This is a genomic window from Paenibacillus sp. FSL P2-0173, assembly GCF_038008045.1.
In the GTDB taxonomy this organism is placed as follows: domain Bacteria; phylum Bacillota; class Bacilli; order Paenibacillales; family Paenibacillaceae; genus Paenibacillus; species Paenibacillus polymyxa_B.
This window is the reverse complement of the sequence record NZ_JBBOYK010000001.1, coordinates 1,182,705-1,205,040: the sequence shown is the minus strand read 5'-3', so window position 1 is coordinate 1,205,040 and position 22,336 is coordinate 1,182,705. Positions and strand designations below refer to the sequence as shown.

Genomic DNA, 22,336 nt, shown 5'->3' with positions numbered 1-22,336 from the left:
AAACTAATAAAGGATTCCGCTGATAAAAAAGCTAATATGAGTTCTTTTCGACCCATAAAAATAGCACTGCCCGAATAAACGGACAGTGCTATATATACTGCTTTTATCTTAGGACACCTTAACAGTGTACACCATTCTCAATTTACCGTTACCGCCGTAAATCTCAACTCTTGCATTCGTTGCAGTAGTGGTGGTTACCACCCCGGAAGCGGAGACGGTGACATTTCCGCTCGCCACTTTATAAGTATCCCCTGGGTAATTTGACAACGCATAGGAATAATTACGTGGCAACGTAGCCGTTCTGTAGTATACTCCGTTAACTTCTACGACAGGCGTAATTACCGGAGAAGGGCCTACAGATGCGGACGCGCTAGGGACGATAATACTCCCAATAAGTCCCAGAGACATAGCTGTTGATAATAATATTTTCTTAGTATTCATAAAGAATTCCTCCTGATGTATGATTTTAACTCCTAAAATATACCATGTAAAATTATTGATTTCACTTCATTCGACAAATGTTGTCAAAATAATACAACAAAACGATTCTAAAGTACTATAAAATACAAAATAATTAAAATATAACAATTTAAGTATTTACTTTTTAATTTGCCATACTTTTGAACTATTCTTCATAGCTGTATACTCTTTGATCACACGAAATAAAAAACGGACGTCAGAGTGATTTGCTCCAAGTCCGTTTTGTATTTGTATCTATTTAGTTCTTGATATCAGTTGACAAGTTGGTGTGCAAGCCTCTCATCGCTGTCTAGATTCCTTTCTACCATACGTTGTTTTAATGCAGACAGTTCCGCACACTGTCGAATTGCTTCCGCTACAAGCTGGGCGACCTGTTTGGCTCCTTCGTCAGAAAAATGGGTGTTATCCGTTACACCAGCGGGGTAATTAGGATGCGTTTTTTCAGGCAAATGCATAAATAGCTGCTGTGACTCTTTTTTACCCATTGAACGATATAGCTGCTGAGAAGCTTTAAAAATATCGAGCAGGGGTGTTTTGGTTTCCGCGGCTACTTGTCTCATGGCAGCAGGATAGGCTCCTACAGCCAGCGGATCAGGTTCACCGTCTGCTTTGAAGCGGCGGCGGCTTACAGAGGTCAATAGCACTGGAATTCCACCACGCTCCCGAGCGGACTGAATGTATTGAATTAAGTTTTGACGATACTCTCCATCAGGATCGGTATAGCGAGTGGGGTCTTCTTTTTTCTCATCGTTGTGTCCAAATTGAATAAACAGATAATCTCCAGCTTGAATATCTTTTTCAATATCAGCTAACCGGCCTTCTGCTATAAAAGATTTGGTGCTTCGTCCATTGACGGCACGATTGTCCACATGAACAGACGGTGCCAAGTAGCTTTGCAAGTGTTCGCCCCAGCCTGTCATCGGTTTTTCGGTAGCCCCTTTTTGAGCTGCAGTGGAGTCCCCAGCGATAAACAGTCGAGTTGTCATCTGTTGCCTTGCCTGAGCATATCCATGTTTTTGAAGCCAAGTTTCCGCCAGATTAAGCCATTGATGGCATTCATGGTTGTCCTCTGACAGCCCCAAGCCGTGTCGCCCTTCCTCAAATACATGCAGTTCAAACGGAATACGTTCTCTGGATAATGAAAAAGCGAACAACAGACTATTTTCTACCGGTACAGCGCCATCATTGGCTGTAGTCCACATCAAAGTTGGAGGTGTCTGTGAAGTTACTTGCCGATCGGATGAAAAGGCTTGAAGCTGCTCCAGCGTCGGCTGTTCCCCTAAAAAATGTGTACGGCTTCCGATATGTGTATAAGGCTCATGAAATGAAATTACAGGGTATCCCAACAACAGAAGATCTGGCTTTACCGTCCCTATAGTGGAGACAATGGAGGCCAAGTGACCGCCTGCAGAAAAACCGAAGAGCCCCACTTGATCAGGAATGACTAGCCAGTCATGCGGTGTTTGGCGAATCCATTGCAGAGCATGTTCTACATCCTCCAACAAGGAAGTAATCTCGAAATCGCCGACTTGATACTCCAGCACACCCGCATGAATACCTAGATCATTCAACCATCGGGCTATAGGCTCTCCTTCATGTGAGGCCAAATGCTCGTAGCCACCGCCAGGTAATACCAATATAAAAGGACGAGCTTCACGAACTGCTACGGGATAGAGGGAGAGAAAGGAAGTGTCTGACGGAAATTCTTCTTTTACAATCGGTTCTTTAGGACTAACAACATGTAACATAAATAACTCCTCCAAATTTCTTTTTAACTGCCGCAAACCAAACAAAATCGACTTAAATTGGAATGATACGGATGTAAAAAATAATGCACACGTGAAAAAAATGATTTAAACCTTGTTATGAAAGCGCTATAATTTTGTTGTGATGCAAAGAGCCAGAGGGGGAGCGCAATGAAAAAAGGAAGAATGTTCTATACTATTTTTATTACGATTCTGGTTTTGGGAATAGGATTGGTGGCCAGTTTTGGCAGCTACATCTATTTTACAACAATTAGCTCCGTTGTGGAGAGAGTTTCCAATACCAAGCAAAGCTACATGGCACAGATCAGAAATAGTCTGGAGCAGAAAATTCAAACGATTGAATATGCTTTTAATACGTATAGCACGACCAGTTCCTTTAATGATGTTGTGAAAAATCCCATTACAGAAAAAGATTTTATAGCGTATCGGAATGTGAATACTCAGCTCAATTATATTGCTACGATGGGATTAGAGGGGACGGAATATTCGCTAATCAGTCTGGATCAGAATTGGAGAATCTCCAATGGAAGCCTGTCCTATTTGACGAAAACGGAACGAGAAAAGCTGATTAGTACCTATATCGACCACCAAGAGAAGGGACTATTCTGGGTTAAAACAGATAAAGGAATTCGTTTTGTTAATACCTTGCCTGTATTCTCTAAGAAGAAGCAAGCCATTGCTTTGTCGGATATTTCGCTGCAAACGTTAAATCATACGATTCAAACCGAGGATCATATGGCTGTTTTTATTTTGAATAAACAAGGCGATTTAATGTATGAAACCCAGCCTGCTGAACAATTATTGTCCACCCAACAGCTTCAGCATATTTCAGAAGCTGCAGTGAAGCCGAACAACACAGGTATGTTAACTTTGGAGAAAACGGATCAGCAGCCTGCACGACAAGTCATTTATGCCAAATCTGCTTACAACAATTGGACTTACTTAACGGTATTAGATAAGAAAGAAATTGCGGATGCCTTTCAAACGACCAAATTTGGGATCATCATGATGGGACTTGTATTAACGCTCTTAATGGTGGTAGTGGCGTACTTCATTGCCATTTACTTTACAAAGCCATTTCAGCAAATAAAACGAAGCTTGCCTAAAAATCCTAATTTCGCTTTCAAAAATGAACCTTCTAAAAATGAAATTGAATGGATTATTAATTCAATCGATAACATTGTAACCGAGAAAGAAAGCTTGGAAAGTCTCATTCAGTCCGAAATGCCACAGTTGGAAACCCAATTGATTCTCAACCTGTTCCGCAAACGTATTTCTGCAGAGGAATTGGCACGAAAAATGCCACGCTTGGGTTATCCGCCGATCGAGAATCAAATGTATATTACCTTGTTAGTCCAACTGGATAATCTGGGAGATCGAGAGCCCTCGGATAAAGATGTTTTGCTGCTGGCTATTAATAAAATCGTAGAAGAAACGATTCCAGAGCAGCAGCGAATGCTTCCCATCATTTTGAACGATAACACTCAGGCCACCATATTAATTCTGACAGGTAAGAGCGAACAGGAAATGAGAAAGCAAGTCCTAGATGATGCGACCCTTTTGGTTCGAAACGTAAAAGAGTATTTGAATGTATCCATCAGCATCGGCATTAGTACGGCGTATGATAACTTATTAGAAAGTAAAGAAGCCTGTGAGATGAGCAAGCAAGCTTTGCATCACCGTTTAAATTTAGGCAAAGAATCAATTATTTTTTATGAAGATATTTCCATGGTCATTTCAGGTCCGGTGCTGCTTCATTATCCTACGGAATTGGAATCAAAACTGTTTGATGCCATCCGAATAGGGGACGAAGAGCAGGTATACCATACCGTGCACTCTTTATTGGAGGAAATGATGATAAAAAACAATCATTCCATGAACTTTGAAGTGCTGTTGGTACGGTTTGTGAATAACCTCATCCAATTGGAGCAGCTATTAGGGATTGAAGTGCTGCTGACGCAAGACAACCATGCCTTGTATCATCGTTTGCTGGACATCCGTAACCCGGAAGAGATAGAACGTATGCTGATAGAGCAAGTTATTTTCCCCATGGTAAAAAGCATGAAGGAGAAGACCAATCAGCAATTCCGCTGTCTCTCGGAGAAAATTGCGGCTATTATCCGTGCTGAATATGACCAGGAATTATCATTAGAACTCATTGGAGACCGACTTCATTACAATCCGAATTATTTAAGCAGCATTTTCAAAAAAGAATACGGAACGACGTTTAGTGAATATCTAATGGGCTACCGGTTACAAATGGGCAAGAAATGGCTTGTTGAGACCGATATGACGATTAAAGAAATCGCTGAGCGACTGCAATATCATAATTCGCAAAACTTTATCCGCTCTTTTCGGAAAAAGGAACAGGTTACACCAGGAGCTTACCGAAAGATGAAGCAAGCCAATTAGCCTTTAACCGCTCCTAATAAAGCTCCTTTGACAAAGTGCTTTTGCACAAATGGATACACGATTAACATCGGAACGGTCGCAATGACAATGACTGCCATCTTAATCGTCTGCGCAGGCGGGATGACATCTACAGCAGTTCCTTCTGCCTGCATACCACTGGAAACGATTACAATTTGACGTAGCAAGACTTGAATCGGCCATTTGGCAGAATCATTAATATAGAGAATGGCGTGCATATACGTATTCCAGTAGGCAACAGCGTAGAATAGAGAGATGGTTGCAATAGAAGGCAGGGCTAACGGCAACATAATTTTAAAGAAGATACCAAAATCGTTGCACCCGTCCATCTTGGCTGATTCCTCCAAATCATCTGGCAGCGCCTGAAAAAAGTTACGCATGATAATCAGGTTAAACGCATTAATGGCCACGGGAAGAATCAAGGACCAATACGAATTGATAAGCCCCATGCTTTTTACAACCAGGAATGTCGGAATCATCCCCCCACTAAACAACATAGAAAACACGACAATGAAGTTAATCGTATTGCGGCCAAGTAGATATCTTCGGGATAATCCATAAGCCATAAAAGCAGTAAATATCATACTTACAACTGTACCGACGACCGTTACTCCAACCGAAACCCCGAGACCTCTAAAAATGGTGGGAGTCGACAGAATATAGCGATAGGCATCCAAGGAAAAAGTAACGGGGAATAAAATGAACTTCTTGGCTATCACTTCTTCAGTTGAGGCAAAAGAGCTGGCGATGATATTCAAAAAAGGTAAGAGACAAGTGAGGGCAATGAGAATCAATAGTGTACTGTTTACAATGTTGAAAATACGGCTGCCCAGCGATTCTTTTTTTCGTAATTTTTGTTTTCGTAATGGTTGCGTCAATGTGGTTGACCTCCTCGTAATCGTTTACATGTCAACCTTATCAAGAGGAAAGAATTCCGTATATAATCAAATCTTGAGGTGTTCTCTAATCATGGAGAAAAGCGGATGATCATTAGGTTGTGTTGTAATCATTAGCTAAGGTGAAAAGGTTGAAAAGTAGGCTGTATACTCAATTTTGTAAACGCTATCATTTGATGATTATATGCGGAATGCTGAAAATCGCGTACTCTTGAAAACGTATACAGGAACGTTTGAAGGAGGTCGAACTAATGAAAGTTTCAAGTGTCCCCGCACCAAACATGAAAATGAAAAAGAACAAAAGAACGACAGAAAGCCTTTTACGAATGCAGAAACACAAGTTGCTCTATTTAATGGTTTTACCCGGACTGGTGTACTTCATTATTTTTAAGTACTTTCCTATGGGGGGATTGGTGATTGCATTTCAGGATTATCAAGCTTTTCAGGGAATCACGGGCAGTCCATGGGTAGGAATGAAGCATTTTATTCGTTTGTTTACCGAGCCTACGTTTTTTATGCTGCTTCGTAATACACTGGTTTTGTTTGCGCTGAACATTGTAATCTTTTTTCCATTGCCCATCATTTTGGCACTCATGCTGAACGAGGTTAGGAAGATGTTTTTTAAAAACATTATTCAAACCATTATCTACATCCCGCACTTTATGTCATGGGTTATCATTGTTTCGATTTCTTATGTATTCCTAACCGTAGACGGTGGGGTGCTGAATGAAATGATTGCCGCGCTGGGCGGTGAGAAGATCAGCTTCTTAACTTCTCCTCAATGGCTGCGAACCGTCTACATCGGGCAAGTGATTTGGAAGGAACTCGGCTGGTCTACCATCATTTATCTATCTGCGATTACAGTGGTAGATACGCAATTGTATGAGGCAGCAGAGATGGACGGAGCTGGACGCCTGAGAAAGACATGGCACGTTACCTTGCCTGCGATCCGCCCAGTCATTATTACATTATTAATTTTGAAGATCGGTAGCACGTTGGATTTGGGCTTTGAGCATATGTATCTGCTATTGAACTCATTAAACCGCGAGGTTGCCGAAATCTTTGACACCTACATTTATACTGCGGGCTTAAAGAATGGACAATTAAGTTTCAGTACGACGGTAGGACTTTTTAAAGGTGTAGTAGGGTTAATCCTGATTATGGGCTCCAATCGACTGGCCAAGAAATTTGGTGAAGACGGCGTTTACTAATGACGACGGGAAGGATGCAAAATGGTACGGTTTGTAGAAAACATGAACAAATGGTGCATGCGCCTGCTGCGCCTGGTCTACCTTAACTTGCTTTGGACGGTTGCGACGATTCTGGGCTTGGGTTTTATAGGCGTTGGGCCTGCAACCGTTGCTATGCTTAGTATTTTAAGGCAGTGGATTCGGGGCAATGAGGAAGTCGCCATTTTCTCGACGTTTGTACGTTACTTTAGAGAAAGCTTTAAAGAAGCAGCAATCATTGGCGGGCTTTACAGCCTTGTGGGTTACGTGCTCTACGTGGATATAGTCAACGTCTCGTCCTGGTATGTTCGTGTGGTGACGCTTATTGGAGCCTTTTTGTATCTCATCTCTTTGGCCTACATTTTCCCGCTGCTGGCTCACTATGATTGGAAAGGTATCGGACTGAAGGTCAAAATGTCGATAGTGATTGGATTTTCGTATTTACAATATACGCTTGTTCTTTTTGTAGCCATTGTCGTGCTTTTTGCATTGATTCTAGGCTTGTACCCAGGAATTCTAACTTTTGCCGGAGCAAGTATTATGGGTTATCTCGTGATGTGGATGACGCATCAGGTGTTCAGCAAAATAGAGCGAGAGGTTCTGGTGAAAGAGGAAGATATGGCATAAATATATAAACAGAAAAGGAGCAAACACGATGAAAAAGGGAATCACGACGAAAAAGGGAGTATCGGGCCTTCTTGCTGTACTAATGGTCATGAGTGTTTTTTTAGCTGCTTGCGGTGACAAGGGAGCTGAGGATCAAAGCGGCCAAACCTATGATCCGAAGTCCAAACTGGAATTTACCTGGTTAAACGTATTGCATACAGCTTCTCCGCCTACAGAAACGATCAAAAGCAAAATTGAAGAATACACCAATTCTAAAATCACGTTCAATTGGGTGCCTGACGCTTCCAAAGAAGAGAGAATCACTACCGCGCTTGCATCCGGCGAATTGGCCGATATGGTGACTCTGACGATGATGACAAATTCTTCAGTACGAAGCTCTTTGAAATCAGGGCTATTCTGGGATGTAGGAAAGTATTTGGATGATTATGAAAATTTGAAGAAAATCCCGCCTGAAGTTCGGGAAGCCGCATCCATTGAAGGGGTACTGTATGGCGTTCCGTTCCAGAAGAATCTGGCTCGGGCGGGTCTGGTCATTCGCCAGGATTGGCTGGATCGCTTGGGACTGAAGGTGCCGACGACACTGGATGAGTTGTATGAAGTTGCGAGAGCGTTTACAGAAGATGATCCGGATGGAAATGGAAAAAATGATACGACTGGGTTCGTTGACAGATCGGATCTACGCTACAGCAGCTTCAAAACTTTAAGTTCCTACTTTGGCACACCTAATGGCTGGAAAGTAGATGAAAGCGGAAAATTTACGCCGGAATTTGATACTCCTCAATATTTGGAGACCTTAAAGTATTCCAATAAATTATACAAAAACGGATATCTCTCTAAAGACTTTGCTGTAACCGCTAAAACGGACCAGCAACAACAATTTGCACAAGGTAAAGCAGGTATTTATACAGGTATGATCGATATCTCTAACCTCAGAACCTTGTCCCAAGGCTTACAAAAGGGGCTGAAGCTGGTACCGGTTAACAAGATTTCGAATGGAGATGGCAAATACCACGTATGGTCTGAGGGAAGCGGAGTAGGAGGTTTGCTGGCATTTCCGAAATCCGAAGTAAAAACAGAAGCTGAGTTGAAGAGACTGCTGCAATTTGTAGATGATTTAATTGACAAAGATGTATATATGTATATGACCGGCGGTATAGAAGGCACTCATTATAAGATCGAAAAAGATGGAGCCTTCAAAATTACGAATACAGATTTGTGGCAAGCAGATGTTCAGCCGTTTTCAAGCTCCAGACCAAGTGAAGTGACCTACAACTTAAAAGATGCCAATCCAGAAAAGGAACTGGCTAATGAATTAGTCCGAGAAAATAATGAATTTGCTGTTCTGGACCCAACCGTGCCACTGGATTCAGTCACCGCTAATGAGCAAGGAACAGAGCTGGAGAAAATCATTACCGACGCCTCCTTCAAATTTATTATGGGTGAGCTTGACGAAGCAGGATTTAAAGCAGCCGTAGAAAACTGGAAAAACTCCGGTGGATCACGGATTACTGCTGAGTACGAGGAAGCGTATAAGAAAACGAAAAAATAATAGCTGAGCATGGCTGTTGCCCCCAGACTCCTTGAATAATTTCTTGGATGTTGAAATCCGGGGGCAGCTTATGCTTTTCCAATACAAAATGGATCTAACATTCACAAAATATAAAGACAGGAGAGAACGAAATGCAATTGTATAACATTGTAGATTATGGAGCAGTTCAGGATGGCACGACGCTGGCTACGGGAGCGATTGCGGCTGCGATTGAAGCGGCCAGCAATGCTGGAGGAGGAACCGTTTTTGTTCCGTCTGGGACGTATCTGACAGGTGCTATCTTTCTGAAAAGTAACATTGAGCTGCATGTAAGCCCTGGCGCAACTCTGTCCTTTAGTACGGAACTGGCTGATTACCCTGTAGTAGAATCCAGATGGGAAGGCGTTCAGCGGGAAGTGCATGCGTCATGCATTTATGGGCAGAACCTTGAGAATATTTCAGTTACAGGTAGCGGAACGCTGGATGGAAATGGTCAGCCGTGGTGGGAAAAGCACCGCAATCATCCAGAGGAGTTACAGTATCCGAGACCCAAATTAATCAGCTTTGACCGTTGTCAGCGGGTTACCATTAAAGATGTTATGTTAAAAAATTCCCCCAGTTGGACTGTAAACCCCATCGCTTGCTATAACGTTACAATTGATAATTTGTCCATTCTTAACCCGGCGGACTCCCCCAATACGGATGGCATTAATCCTGAATCCTGTTCCAATGTTCGTATTAGCAACTGCAATATAGATGTGGGCGATGACTGTATTGCGATCAAAGCAGGAACCGAAGATACACAAGAGCGAATTCCATGTGAAAATATTACGATTACCAACTGTACGATGGTGCATGGACATGGCGCAGTCGTACTGGGAAGCGAAATGAGTGGTGACATTCGTAATGTTACGATCAGCAATTGCGTGTTCAAGCAAACGGATCGGGGCATACGTCTGAAATCCAGACGAGGACGTGGCGGAAGCATCGAGGATATTCGCGTCAGCAACATTGTGATGGAAGATGTAATTTGTCCATTTATTCTGAATCTTTATTATTTCTGCGGCCCTCGGGGCAAAGACAAATATGTGTGGGACAAAAATCCCTATCCGATTACCGATGAAACCCCGTGCTTTAGACGAATCCATTTTTCCGATATTACGGCACGACAGGTTCATGCGGCTGCTGGATTCTTATACGGACTTGCAGAACGATATATTGCTGAAATCACATTTTCCAATATTGATATTTCTATGGCTAAAAATGCAATTCCCGGTCGTCCGGCCATGATGACAGGGATAGAAGATATGAACAACCGTGGTTTTTATCTAGGTAACGTGAAGGATATTCGTTTTCAACATGTGACGATTGAGAATCATGAAGGTCCTGCCTTTTATATTGAAAATGGGGAAGACGTTGAAATCAATCGTTGCCATTCGAAGAATACAGCTCAGCCCGAAAAGCTGATAGAACAAGTAACGATACAACCTTCTGAACAAAATATGATGAATTAGGAGGGCATGAAAGGAGGTACAACGTGGATAAGTTGCAAGCATTGTTGGGAGACCTTCCGGCAGATCGCCCTGTAACGGCAACTCTGCTGAATCAAGAAGAGCGTGAGGGATATCGACTGGAGTGTCTCCTGCTGGACTTGAACGGGATCGAGTCTGTACCCGCTTATGTAGCTACACCCTTACAAGGGAACGGTCCGTTCCCATTGGTCGTTTTTAACCATTCGCATGGAGGCAATTATACGAACGGGCGCAAGGAACTGATCCATAGCAGTTCTTACTTACAGCAGCCCTCGTTTGCTACAACTCTGACAGACATGGGGTACTGTGTATGCTGCATTGACATGTGGGGATTTAATGAACGTGGAGGCAAAACCGAGAGCGAGCTGGTAAAGGAAATGCTCTGGCAGGGCCAAGTGCTGTGGGGCATGATGCTGTATGATAACCGTCGTTTGGTGGATTATATGTGCCAGCGTGAGGACATTGATGCTTCTCGTATCGGAACAATCGGTATGTCGATGGGTGGACTCATGGCATGGTGGATGGCTGCGTTAGATGAACGGATACAGGTCACGGTTGATATTTGTGGACAGGTAGATGCCCATACGCTGATCGCCAAAAGGGGATTGGACCATCATGGCTTCTACTCCTATGTCCCCGGCTTGCTGAAGCATTTTACCACCTTGGATATTCAAAAGCGGATCGTACCTCGTCCACGGATGAGTATAACAGGTCAAAATGACCGGATGTGTCCTATTGAAGGAGTCGAGCATTTGGCAAAAGGGCTGCTGGAAGCTTACCAGGAGGCAGGTCACCCTGAGCATTGGCAGCCTGTGATTGCGGGCGGTGGACATATGGAGACGTTGGAAATGCGAACGGCGTGGCAGTTATTTTTAGCCGAACACCTGTAAATCAAATGAAGGGATCGGGGTAACCATGCTAGTTGGAAAAGAATCCTTTTGTGATTTCCATACGATTCAGGAGGCGATTGCTGTATTGGAGCAGTCGGCTTCCAACGAAATGGAAACGCTAACTATTTTATCAGGTACTTATGAGGAAGAGGTACGAATTTACCGTTCATATCTTCATATTATAGGCATCGGGCAGGTAGAGATTCGAATGGATCGGTATGCCAAGGAGCGGGATGAAGCGGGTGAGGAAATAGGGACCTTTGCGACACCTACTTTATTTTTAGGCGGTAGCCATCTGATCTTGGAAAATCTCACGATTTCCAACACGGCAGGACAGGGAGAAGCCATTGGGCAGGCTGTTGCGGTATACGCTCATTGTGATGAAACGGTCTTTAGAAACTGTACCTTTAAAGGGCACCAGGATACTTTATTTACAGGCCCTTTACCTCCTGCACCGAAAGAACGACTCCAGTTTGGTGGAATCCATTTGAAGGAGCATCATAGGCACTATCGGCAGCTCTATCAGCATTGTTATATAGAGGGTACGGTGGACTTTATTTTTGGTGGGGCTACCGCGTATTTTGAAGATTGCGAAATTCGCAGTTTACGCCATCATAAGAACCAAACGAGCTACGTTACAGCTGCCTCTACGCCGCAAGGACAAGCGTATGGTTATGTATTCAACCATTGCTACCTAACTGCAGAGCCTGATATTACCCCGGTTTTTTTGGGGCGTCCGTGGCGGGAGTATGCCAAGACCGTATTTGTCGATTGTAAAATGGGCGATCATATTGACCCACGTGGCTGGGACAATTGGGACAATGTTGCGAACGAGAAAACCGTCTGTTATCAGGAATATAACGGACACGATGAAGTTGCTGCGTTACGTAAGCAGCGTGTTCCGTGGGCGGATTGTTTTGAAGCGGGAACAGAAGCATGGAGCAAGGAACAGTTTTTTGCTGAAGTTACATTTTGGAAGTAAGGAGAAGTGAGGTCTCATGATGATCCAAAATCCCATATTAAAAGGCTTTAATCCCGATCCGTGTATTACACGTGTCGAAGATACTTACTATATTGTGGTGTCATCGTTTGAGTGGCTGCCTGGAGTGCGGGTGTACCAGTCCAAAGATTTGGCAAATTGGGAGCATTGCACAGATATTTTGACCGATCAGGTTGACTTAAGAGGTAATCCTAAAAATTGTAGCATTTGGGCACCGCAGCTTAGCTATGCAGATGACCTTTTTTATCTGCTCTATACGGATGTGAAAAGCACCAAACGTCCGTTCAAGGATGTTCATAATTTTGTGATGACGGCGCCTACGATCCAAGGACCGTGGTCGGACCCCGTTTATCTTAACAGTAGCGGATTTGATCCGTCTTTATTTCATGATGAGGACGGACGTAAATGGCTGTTGAACGCATTGTGGGATTACCGCATGTTGGAAAGCAATAAATCTTCCGGTATAGTCATGCAGGAGTATGACAGCAAGCAACAACAGCTCATTGGCGAGCCTGTTAAAATCTTTGATTGTACTCCTTTAAAGAAAACAGAAGCGCCTCACATCTACAAGCAAAACGGATATTATTATCTTGTTACAGCGGAAGGCGGAACGGGTACGGGGCATGCCGTTACCGTAGCACGCTCGAAGCAGATATCCGGGCCATATGAAGTAGACCCGCACAACCCAATGCTTACGTCACGTGATCAACTTGATTTCCCGTTACAGTGCGCAGGACATGGCAGTCTTGTACAAACACCAGACGGCGAATGGTACATGGCTCATTTATGCACACGTCCAGTAGAGGGGAAATATGCCATTTTAGGACGGGAAACAGCCTTGCAGCAAGTGTACTGGAATGATGAAGGCTGGCTCCGATTAACTGCTGGGGGCCATACACCTCAATTGGAGGTACCCGCACCTCAAGGGATGTTCTCGGTTAAGCAAGAGCAGCAGAGTTATGTTTTTGAGGATTTTTTCGAGGGACCCACATTAGATAAAACGTGGAACACATTGCGTATCCTGGCGGACGATAGCTGGTGTTCATTAAGCCAGCGCCCAGGCTACCTTCGCATTCTGGCTGGAGAATCCATTCAAAGTCTGTTCCAGCATCACGTGCTTGCCATTCGGCAAACGGATCATCATTTCCGGGTAGAAACAGCATTGGAGTATAAGCCGACAAGCTATTTACAAATGGCGGGGCTACTACTGTACCTTAATGAAGAAGATTATTTGTATGCCTATATTAGCTATGAGGAGGGGCAAGGGAAGGTACTGCGCATGATGCGATGTGAAGCCAATACATTTACCTTAGTTCCTCAAGCAATTACGCTTCAGGACGATCTTCCTATACATTTAGCTGTGGAAGTCCATGCATCCCACGGGCAATTTTATTATGGAGTCGGAGACAAACCTGCTTGGAAGCGGCTTTTTGAAATGCAGGATATCAGCTTTTTATCCGGGGGTTTTACAGGAAATTTTGTAGGTATTGCTGCTCATGATATGCAACAATTCCAAGGAAGCTACGCTGATTTTTCTCATTTCTTCTATCATGGTAAGGATCATCTTTCCTCATAAAAAAACATGATAATGATTATGTTGAAAGCACCTTAATGGGTGCTTTTTTCGTTGTTTCTGCACTTTACCTTTTCACATTATAACTTCGCAAAATCTCCAAAAAAGCGGTGCTTGCTTTCGTTTCAAATGTCGAAGAAGGAGTTAGGAAGGAGAATTTTCGAATAACCGGAAGATTACGAATATCCAGTACTTTTAATGTTCCCAGAGCAAGTTCCTTCTGAATGACCCATTGGGACAGCAAAGAAATCCCCAAGCCTGCTTCTACAGACTCTTTGATGATCTGTGTACTGCCAAAATTCATCATATGAGAAGGGGAGAACTGAAACCGTGCAAACATTTTTTCAGCCGCTTCCCGGGTTCCAGAACCTTCTTCCCGCAGAATCCAGATGTCCTCTTGCAGCTCACTTACATCCACTTGAGATTTACCAGCCAAACGGTGATTTTGCGGAACGACGATATACATTCTATCATCAGCAAATGATTCGATGTGTAAATGGTCATGCTGAAATTCTCCTTCGATAATGCCTACATCCAGTTGATTATGGATCATGAGTTTTTCAATTTCCTGGGTGTTGCCGATGGTAATGGAGGGCTGAATGAGTGGATACCGGACCCTCATTTGCGCGATCACATGCGGCAGCACATATTCGCCATACGTGTAGCTTGCGCCGATCGACAGGTTTCCTTTTGCTGTATGCATCAGCTCGTCCACCAAATACTGCATCCGTGTATGGAGACGGATAATCTCCTGAGCATGATGATACACAATTTCACCTGCTTTGGTTAAGCGTACATACTTATTGCTACGCTCCAGGAGGCGGGTTCCTACGCTACGTTCCAGCGTTTGAATATATTGACTTACCGCAGGTTGGGTCATGTGTAACACCTCGGCAGCTCGTGTGAAATTTTGTTTCTCCGCGACCATAACAAATACGATTAAAGATTGGTCCAAGGCCCATTCCTCCAAATTCATCATATCTATTTGCTTATTATCATTATTATAATGATTTATTTTTCTTATGACAAAAACCATATTAAGCTGGATGCATGTAGAATTGGAGGGGTTCACCATGAACAGTCATACACAACACACCAAATTATTTTCGAACAGAGGTCGATTATTCCAGCGTATATTTGGCATTGTCCTCACGATGTTATTTGCTTTGGCAGGCTATGGCCTGAACGAATTGCCAGGCTTTCATTATGTAGGTCCATTGGCTTGTGCCATGTTTCTCGCTATTCTGTACCGACAGTTGTGGGGATACCCTGAAGCTGTGCGCTTGGGAGTTGAGTTTTCAGCAAAGAAAATACTACGTGGAGCTATTGTGTTATTTGGGCTGAAGTTGAACATGGATGTTGTCATTCATCATGGACTTGGTTTACTTTTGCGTGATGTGGGCACTGTTGTATTTTCCATCTTTTTTACGGTTTGGTTGGCAAAACGTTTCAAGGCAGATGCTTCGCTTTCGCTTCTTCTTGGTATTGGAACAGGAGTTTGCGGTGCAGCAGCGATTGCAGCGGTTTCTCCCTTGTTAAAATCCAAAGATGAGGATACAGCCATAGGGGTAGGACTCATTGCCTTGGTTGGAACGGTATTTGCCATTTTGTTTACTGTGCTTCGGCCCTGGCTTCCTTTGACGGATATGCAATATGGAATCTGGTCGGGTATCAGTTTACATGAAATTGCACATGTGGCCTTAGCTGCAGCGCCTGCCGGACAGGATGCACTTGCAATGGGCTTATTAGCCAAACTGGGGCGTGTTTTCTTACTCATACCGCTCAGCTTTGTTTTAATGGTTTGGATGAAACGAACTGGAAAAATTCATACAGACGCTAAAGTGGAGTTCCCCTGGTTCCTCATCGGCTTTATGGCTACAAGTATTGTGGGCAGCTATGTTTTTGGAAAATATATTGTAGTTCCATCTAGTCTGACGAACGGAATTTCTCAAGTTACCACCTTTATGTTAACGATGGCTATGGTAGGCATGGGGCTGAATGTGAGCTTTAAGGCTTTGCGGGAGAAAGCAATGCTTCCCTTACTGGTACTGTCTGTTACTTCGATCATTCTTATAGGGTTAACATTTTTAACAGTGTGAACATGAAGTATTCGTTTGTGATAAGATTGCTAGTAAACTAGATTAATAAAACTGGAAAAAGCTCTGCTTGCTGTATAGCTGGCAGAGTTTTTTAGTACTTTTGTATGATAAGACTGAAATATATACTGAATTAATCGTAACTTTTTACATATGATTCGCGTCTATCAAAATGGAGGTCCTGAGAATCATAGAGTGCAAGAATTTCATAAGCGAAAATTTAGAGAATGGTAGGGTACATAATGAAGAAAATTTGTTTATTTGCTTTTTTGTTTCTGTTTCTACTAGCATTTCCAAGAGAAAGTCATGCTGCATCTTCGAGTTCACATCTTCAGTTGGATGGTAAAGATATAAGTGTTGGCAAAGGTGTTCAGATTCAAGAAGTAAAGGGGAATGTACTGGTTCCACTCCGTCTCATTGTAGAGGAATTGGGTTATAGCGTGAATTGGGAGTCCAAGACAGGGACCATAACTATACATAAGCAAAATCTTAACCTCAGTCTTCAGGTCAACAATCCCATAGCCTCTGTCAATGATCATCAAATGGGATTGGCTGTAGCGCCTTTGCTTAGAGAGGGGACGACTTATGTTCCGCTTCGCTTTGTGTCTGAACAGACAGGGATTGATGTGGCCTGGAACAACGAGCTTAAAACTGTGTTCCTGACGACTCCGCCTACTTCAAGCGACAATAGCGAGTCCACTCATGATCATTCTGCTACTTCAGCTGTAAGTAATCCTAAAGAGAGTGCGCGTACAGCTATAAACCAAATTAGCTTCGCTAATCACCAATTGACTATAGCTGTTAATGGAAAAGCAACCCCCAAAGTAACTACGTTGACTCATGCAGACCGTATTGTTGTAGACATACCTAGTTCAACGTTTTCTGAGGAATTTCTAGCATCGCAATCATTTGACAGTAGTGGACAAGGAAGTTTTCCAGTCACTGAAGATCCAGATGTTTCCCAAGTAAGATACTCCATGTTTAGTACAACCCCCGCATCGGTACGTATTGTGGTTGATCTTAATCACAGCACACCCTTTCATGTACTCAATGCGGATGATGGTAAGGTTGTTATAGCGTTGGATCAGGAAACGGAGGAGCCATCAACTACCGAGGACGTTATACCTACCATACCTGTTGTACCTGCGATTTCTTCTGATGGACACGCGCAAGGAATTGACGTCTCACACTATAATGGCAATATTGATTGGCAGCAAGTGGCAGCGGCAGGTAAGACATTTGCTTTTATTAAAGCTACAGAGGGCACAAAATATCAAGATAATCAATTTTTGATAAATGTACAGGGTGCCAGAGATGCTAACATCTTGGTTGGCGCTTACCACTTTTTGAATGCTACTACCGCGGATGGAGCTCGTCAGGAAGCAGCTAATTTTGCCAGGGCTATAGATTCAGCAGGAGGCAGGCTAGATCTGCCCCCTGTGATGGACTATGAAAATAACCCCAAAGGTCTTACTCCTGCACAAATTAGTGAAGTGGCTCATGCCTTTTTGGATGAAATGGAGAGGCTTACCGGGCGTCAGCCAATCGTATACACGGGCAATGTTTTTGCTTCCAAGTTTGATCCTACATTTTCTATGTATAAACTGTGGGTAGCCCGATACAGCACTACGCAAAAGCCGACCGCGGTTCCAGCTTGGAATAACTGGTGGGCTTGGCAGTACAGTAGCACAGGCAGTGTTCCGGGTATTCAAGGCCAAGTCGATTTGGATGAATACAACGGAACGATAGATGAACTCCGGGCTTCACTGGCAGGAGAGCTCGATTAGCCAAATCATATCATGATCAATCCTCGCGAATCCGGAACGGGATCTGCGAGGATTTTTAATGTCTGATTTGTTTAGTTGGGCATGATCCATACGATTTCGCTGATTCGAACAAAGAATTTTTTTCCGTATACATCTAAAATGACATGGTCGGGCTTACAATCGACTACGCATCCATCAATTCTGCCACGTGTTGTCTCAAGTACAACGTACTTGCCGATCACCGATTTTAATGTTTCTACGACGTATGGATCTACAGGGTGCACCACGACGTGGTGAGAGGTAGGATGGTGAGGAAAAGGTTGATTAACGTTGTAATTGAGCATTTGATTTGAATTCAATTGCTTCACTCCTTCAAGATTAGTTGTGTTATCCTATGCTCCTGCCTAGGAAAGGTGTAGGCTAATGCCCATCAGCGAAAACATTCATAACATTGCCGAAAAGCCCGGTCCATAGGAAAGCTCAATACATAAGCTATGTTGTACCTTGAATTGAAGGAGGCAATGACCATGAGTGAATGTGAAAGAGGTTGTGGTGGCGGTTCAGTAGGGGGCTACCCAGGAGTATGGACATCGACAGGAGCTATCCTGGTACTGTTCATTTTGCTCGTTATCATTACTAAGTCTTTATGGGTTTAAATTGAAATGAGTAGCTTAACCCCCCATCGGTATATAACCGATGGGGGGTTAAGTGTTTTAGAGGATGGAACGTATGATAAAACACCTCAAATAACAGCGTACAGGCCCTACACAAACTGTGCCGGGCTGGGCAGCTGTCATTTGAGGTACATTGGCATCTATAGACAGGAACGGACAATGGAACAGAGATTAAATTAACGCAATCGCCAGCAGGGTGAACAAGCTCAAAGTTAAGATTTGATTCCCATACCCGTAGCCAGGATAAAAGGCAGACGTTTGTACACGTCCGTTCCGTTCTTTTTTTAAGTACACATTATTACGATCCACATCCATAATGGTTCCTTCGTACTGTTTTCCGTCAACGGTGAGAATACGCACTTTTTTATTCATGCAGTTCAAACAGTTGTAATAAGCGTCCATTCCATCACCCCCTCTTATACATTGGCATTTTATGAGAGGGACGGTCTTATGGTAACGGCGAACATACAGGGAAAAGGTATTCCCTCGAACTTAAGGCCTGACTAGAGTTAGCCTATTCTTGATAGGGATTAAAAGAGAAGCCAGGATATCCATTGGTATGGGCGTAACCTCTTTGGGGGGCGACCTGAGGGTGGGGTGAAGTATCGGCAAGCCTTACATGTATCCCAGGTTTTCGGGGGGGCTGCTGCTTGCAGTCATTGGGAGGACCGATGATGACAGGCTTTTTAATTGGGGCGAGTGCTTCCTGAATCTTATTCTCATTCAGGCAGTAAGTATGAGCCAGAATGTTACTTGGCATTAGCCGCAAAATGTCGGAGCCCAGTATGAATTCAGGGGTCGGAGCATTAAAAATGGTCAACAAATGAGTGTTGTCCATCGTGGCGACCAGATAATGCCACCATCCTTGAGGAACGTTAGCCACTTGGCCAGGTGTGATCGGAAAATGTCGTAACTCGAGGGTGAAGGGGTTAATCAGTGACACGGTTACTGCTCCAGAGATGCAGTATACCAGTTCTGTGGCATTTTGGTGATAGTGAGGCTCCACAACATTAGCTGTGCTAAGGCGAATATCCAGCAGCGATACATTCGCCAATGTATTCAGCTGCTGGATCGACAGCTCGTTGATCGAGTTTTGAGCATCCTTCTGAAACAAAACATTGTCTCTTAAATCATAGGTAAATTGTACAGTAGGGGAGGTGTAATCCATATATGAATCCACGCGTCGTTTCCTGCCTTTCTATTATTCGAAATTTGATGATCGTACGCTACCCTATGCATACGCCCATGTATGTGTGCGCGGATATGTGATTTGAATTAGTAGAAATCAGGCTCCGGTCCCGGGCAAGTTGAAGCGAAAAATAGCGAAAAAAGTCACGTATTCAAGTGTGGTCAGAACATGATCCATTGTTCTTAATACACGTCATCCCTTTAGGGATGGCGTTTTATTTGCTTGGGTAGTCTTAGGATCAGAGCCGGATGATACGTAAATGCGGCTTATGGTATACTGCAACGGACGTGTGAAAGCATGATTGTCCCATTCCGTATGTAGCCACGCGTCATTTCTGCAGCTAGGCATAAGTTATGTCATAAGAAACATCATCGGATAAACGTCCCTGAGTTGTACAGGCCGGAATGGTTGCACCGGACAGAACATGAAAGAGGAGGTTGTCTGGAATATGAAAAAGTTATCTATTTTAATCCTGTCCTGCGCATGTATGTTAGGTACTGTATTGTCAGTCGCACCAGGACAAGCACAAGCACAAACGTCAGCTTTGAAGAAAGGGGTTCAAAGCGAACGGGTGCTGGAGCTTCAACAGCAGCTTCATTCGCTCGGTTATTTCAAGGCTGGGTTTACTGGGTACTATGGTTCTCTGACCAGTAAAGCGGTGGCTCGTTTTCAACGGGATAACGGTCTGACACCTGATGGAGTAGCCGGAGCGGCTACACAAGCCAAGCTGGAATCCTTCGGAGAGGTGCGCGTAACCGCGCTGGATCAACTGGCTCGTATCATTTATTCTGAGGCTCGCGGGGAATCGTTTGAAGGTCAAGTGGCTGTCGGCGCTGTCGTATTAAACCGTGTTCAGTCCGGTGAGTTTCCAAGCTCGATCCCGGACGTTATTTTGCAGCCTGGTCAATTCACCGCTGTACAGGATGGTCAATACCGCCTGAAACCCAACAAGACTGCGTACCGTGCAGCCAGACAGGCACTTAATGGTGCTGATCCGACCAATGGGTCCTTGTTTTATTACAACCCGGCCATTGCTACAGCCAAATGGAGTAAAAGTCGCCCGGCTGTCATCTCACTCGGTCGCCATACGTTTACGAATTAATTTCATATGAGAATACGCAAATTTCTAGCCGTCAGTTGCTTCTTCTAGGAGCAGTGACGGTTTTTTATATTCACAAATTTGTAATATTTTAGTGGTGAATTATCTGATTTAATATTAAAAATTCTACCTATTATTCCGATACTCTTAATAGACAAAAAAATGAAATTAAAGGAGTCCTTCTAAAATGAGTCAACATCCTTACACTATCGAAGTAGATCAAGCCATGAAAACGGTACATATGGCGGTGAATGGAGTTTTTAGCCAGGAGGAGTATGATAGCTTTGTAAAAGATTATGTAGCCAAAACCTCATCCATTCAGGCGTCCAGCTTTACACTCAAGGTAGATTGTACCCAGATGGCACTTTTGGGTCCGGGAGAAGTGGAAAAATTGAAGGGCTCATTTGTACGTTATAAAGAAACTGGATTTACCAAAGTAATCTTTGGCATCAGCCTTCAACAAACCATTATTAAAATGCAGCTTGGTCGAGTAGCACGCGAAGCAGGATTAAACAACGTAGATATTGTTGTACAATAATGCGCTGATGTATGTGTAAGGGGGAAGCCTGATGAGCCATATCAAAATAAAAGCACTGGGTGTGTATCATCCGTCCCATTCGTTGGATAACGAATACTATGTTCGCCATTTTGACGAGCAGGGCAAAGATATTCGACGCTTCATGGAGCATATGGGTAGAAAACAGCGTTATATCATTGATGATCCGAACGAAAACGGTCTAACAATGGGAATTGCGGCTGCGCAAAAAGCTCTGGAACAGGCTGGTATGACAGGCCGTGACGTGGATATGATCGTGTTCTCCACTCAAGTTCCTGAGTCACTGTTTCCGATGAATGCATTGTTTGTTCACCAGGCGATTGGGGCCAGACATGATGTGGCCGTGATGGATTCCAACGCGAATTGTGCAGGGATGACAGTCGCTGTCGATCAAGTCAGTCGGTCGATGTTATCTAATCCTGACGTGCGGACAGCGCTTATTATCGGTTCGGATTATAATTCACTCATTTCCGGTCCGGAGGATGGGATTGCTTATGCGAACTATGGAGATGCTGCATGTGCGGCTATTTTAGAGCGTACAGAAGAAGACACCGGATTTATAGATTCTATGTATTTTACGGACCCAGTCAATATAGATAAAATTTTGTACCCGGCTCAGGGGTTAGCGGCGACACTCCAAAGGAACGCCCCCGGAAAATATATTCAGTGGCTTCCGTTCGACGCCAATATGGCCTTGCCTCCTACATTTGATCTGCTTGAACGCATTTTAAAAAAGAATGGGCTGACGCCTCGGGATGTACGGGCTTATTGTCTGTCTCAGTTCTCGTTAGCAAATGTATTGAAGATTCAGGATCACTTGGAGCTAGAGGATGCCCAAATGATTTATGTGGGTGATCGATATGGTTACACAGGTACCAGTAGCCCGTTCATTGCTCTATATGAAGGTATTGAATCGGGTCGTATCCGGCGCGGTGATTATGTACTGTTCTGGACGATTGGAGCTGGATATCAACTGGTTGCTATGTTATTTAAATACTAGGAATA

Annotated in this window: 21 protein-coding genes; 14 read left to right on the top strand and 7 right to left on the bottom strand. The window is 43.7% G+C overall.

Translation table 11 applies throughout. The annotated features are described in order from the left end of the window. Positions 1-108 precede the first annotated feature (108 nt). Both MKX30_RS05285 and MKX30_RS05280 read right to left on the bottom strand, forming a co-directional pair. Positions 109-441, bottom strand: a complete 333-nt coding sequence (locus tag MKX30_RS05285; protein WP_013311060.1) for a hypothetical protein — start codon at positions 439-441, stop codon at positions 109-111. A gap of 290 nt (positions 442-731) precedes the next feature. After that, positions 732-2,228 carry a GDSL-type esterase/lipase family protein gene (locus MKX30_RS05280; RefSeq protein ID WP_341062556.1) on the bottom strand — a complete coding sequence of 499 codons (1,497 nt, stop codon included), beginning with the start codon at positions 2,226-2,228 and terminating at the stop codon, positions 732-734. Positions 2,229-2,396: 168 nt separating this feature from the next. On the opposite strand from MKX30_RS05280, the gene MKX30_RS05275 reads away from it, so the two are divergent. Next, the gene (locus tag MKX30_RS05275; protein WP_053325758.1) at positions 2,397-4,658 is read left to right on the top strand and encodes a helix-turn-helix domain-containing protein; all 2,262 of its coding nucleotides are present in this window, start codon (positions 2,397-2,399) and stop codon (positions 4,656-4,658) included. Here the strand turns inward: MKX30_RS05275 and MKX30_RS05270 are convergent. After that, positions 4,655-5,554 carry a carbohydrate ABC transporter permease gene (locus MKX30_RS05270; protein ID WP_028540498.1) on the bottom strand — a complete coding sequence of 300 codons (900 nt, stop codon included), beginning with the start codon at positions 5,552-5,554 and terminating at the stop codon, positions 4,655-4,657. The two genes, MKX30_RS05275 and MKX30_RS05270, sit on opposite strands and share 4 nt — an antisense overlap. 269 nt (positions 5,555-5,823) lie before the next feature. Here MKX30_RS05270 and MKX30_RS05265 point away from each other — a divergent pair, with 269 nt between their 5' ends. The 7 genes from MKX30_RS05265 to MKX30_RS05235 all read left to right on the top strand — a co-directional run bounded on the left by MKX30_RS05265 (position 5,824) and on the right by MKX30_RS05235 (position 13,954). Continuing rightward, the gene (locus tag MKX30_RS05265; protein WP_023989418.1) at positions 5,824-6,783 is read left to right on the top strand and encodes an ABC transporter permease; all 960 of its coding nucleotides are present in this window, start codon (positions 5,824-5,826) and stop codon (positions 6,781-6,783) included. A 21-nt stretch (positions 6,784-6,804) separates the two neighbouring features. Beyond that, positions 6,805-7,428, top strand: coding sequence for a YesL family protein (locus tag MKX30_RS05260; RefSeq protein ID WP_023989417.1), 624 nt, complete (start codon positions 6,805-6,807; stop codon positions 7,426-7,428). 28 nt (positions 7,429-7,456) lie between these two features. Further along, positions 7,457-8,977: an extracellular solute-binding protein gene (locus MKX30_RS05255; protein ID WP_028540499.1), complete on the top strand. Its 1,521-nt coding sequence runs from the start codon at positions 7,457-7,459 to the stop codon at positions 8,975-8,977. A 131-nt stretch (positions 8,978-9,108) separates the two neighbouring features. Beyond that, on the top strand, positions 9,109-10,470 hold the full coding sequence (locus MKX30_RS05250) for a glycoside hydrolase family 28 protein (protein ID WP_340858372.1): 1,362 nt from the start codon (positions 9,109-9,111) through the stop codon (positions 10,468-10,470). 23 nt (positions 10,471-10,493) lie between these two features. Continuing rightward, positions 10,494-11,378 (top strand): dienelactone hydrolase family protein, encoded by an 885-nt coding sequence (locus MKX30_RS05245; protein WP_069080403.1) that lies wholly within the window; start codon positions 10,494-10,496, stop codon positions 11,376-11,378. Between the two features lie 25 nt (positions 11,379-11,403). Beyond that, positions 11,404-12,360 carry a pectinesterase family protein gene (locus MKX30_RS05240; RefSeq protein ID WP_069080404.1) on the top strand — a complete coding sequence of 319 codons (957 nt, stop codon included), beginning with the start codon at positions 11,404-11,406 and terminating at the stop codon, positions 12,358-12,360. A 16-nt stretch (positions 12,361-12,376) separates the two neighbouring features. Continuing rightward, positions 12,377-13,954, top strand: coding sequence for a glycoside hydrolase family 43 protein (locus MKX30_RS05235; protein ID WP_028540502.1), 1,578 nt, complete (start codon positions 12,377-12,379; stop codon positions 13,952-13,954). Positions 13,955-14,018: 64 nt separating this feature from the next. Here the strand turns inward: MKX30_RS05235 and MKX30_RS05230 are convergent, their stop codons facing one another. Further along, positions 14,019-14,906 (bottom strand): LysR family transcriptional regulator, encoded by an 888-nt coding sequence (locus MKX30_RS05230; RefSeq protein ID WP_023989411.1) that lies wholly within the window; start codon positions 14,904-14,906, stop codon positions 14,019-14,021. A gap of 118 nt (positions 14,907-15,024) precedes the next feature. Between MKX30_RS05230 and MKX30_RS05225 the strand changes: the two genes are divergently transcribed. Both MKX30_RS05225 and MKX30_RS05220 read left to right on the top strand, forming a co-directional pair. After that, positions 15,025-16,050 carry a YeiH family protein gene (locus MKX30_RS05225; protein ID WP_160789551.1) on the top strand — a complete coding sequence of 342 codons (1,026 nt, stop codon included), beginning with the start codon at positions 15,025-15,027 and terminating at the stop codon, positions 16,048-16,050. 239 nt (positions 16,051-16,289) lie between these two features. Beyond that, a complete protein-coding gene (locus MKX30_RS05220) occupies positions 16,290-17,834 on the top strand; it encodes a GH25 family lysozyme (RefSeq protein WP_340959343.1) in 1,545 nt (514 codons plus the stop codon). Between the two features lie 71 nt (positions 17,835-17,905). On the opposite strand, the gene MKX30_RS05215 is transcribed toward MKX30_RS05220, so the two are convergent. Further along, positions 17,906-18,172, bottom strand: coding sequence for a DUF2642 domain-containing protein (locus MKX30_RS05215; protein WP_025719729.1), 267 nt, complete (start codon positions 18,170-18,172; stop codon positions 17,906-17,908). 168 nt (positions 18,173-18,340) lie between these two features. Between MKX30_RS05215 and MKX30_RS05210 the strand changes: the two genes are divergently transcribed. After that, positions 18,341-18,469, top strand: coding sequence for a hypothetical protein (locus MKX30_RS05210; protein WP_013371969.1), 129 nt, complete (start codon positions 18,341-18,343; stop codon positions 18,467-18,469). Between the two features lie 189 nt (positions 18,470-18,658). Here the strand turns inward: MKX30_RS05210 and MKX30_RS05205 are convergent, their stop codons facing one another. Both MKX30_RS05205 and MKX30_RS05200 read right to left on the bottom strand, forming a co-directional pair. Continuing rightward, positions 18,659-18,889, bottom strand: a complete 231-nt coding sequence (locus MKX30_RS05205; RefSeq protein WP_023989407.1) for a hypothetical protein — start codon at positions 18,887-18,889, stop codon at positions 18,659-18,661. A gap of 112 nt (positions 18,890-19,001) precedes the next feature. Continuing rightward, the gene (locus tag MKX30_RS05200) at positions 19,002-19,667 is read right to left on the bottom strand and encodes a cupin domain-containing protein (RefSeq protein ID WP_341062554.1); all 666 of its coding nucleotides are present in this window, start codon (positions 19,665-19,667) and stop codon (positions 19,002-19,004) included. 457 nt (positions 19,668-20,124) lie between these two features. Between MKX30_RS05200 and MKX30_RS05195 the strand changes: the two genes are divergently transcribed. The 3 genes from MKX30_RS05195 to MKX30_RS05185 all read left to right on the top strand — a co-directional run bounded on the left by MKX30_RS05195 (position 20,125) and on the right by MKX30_RS05185 (position 22,331). Beyond that, the gene (locus MKX30_RS05195; protein WP_023989405.1) at positions 20,125-20,778 is read left to right on the top strand and encodes a cell wall hydrolase; all 654 of its coding nucleotides are present in this window, start codon (positions 20,125-20,127) and stop codon (positions 20,776-20,778) included. 184 nt (positions 20,779-20,962) lie between these two features. After that, positions 20,963-21,313, top strand: a complete 351-nt coding sequence (locus MKX30_RS05190) for a hypothetical protein (RefSeq protein WP_013311042.1) — start codon at positions 20,963-20,965, stop codon at positions 21,311-21,313. 31 nt (positions 21,314-21,344) lie between these two features. After that, on the top strand, positions 21,345-22,331 hold the full coding sequence (locus MKX30_RS05185; protein WP_341062553.1) for a ketoacyl-ACP synthase III: 987 nt from the start codon (positions 21,345-21,347) through the stop codon (positions 22,329-22,331). Positions 22,332-22,336: the final 5 nt, after the last annotated feature.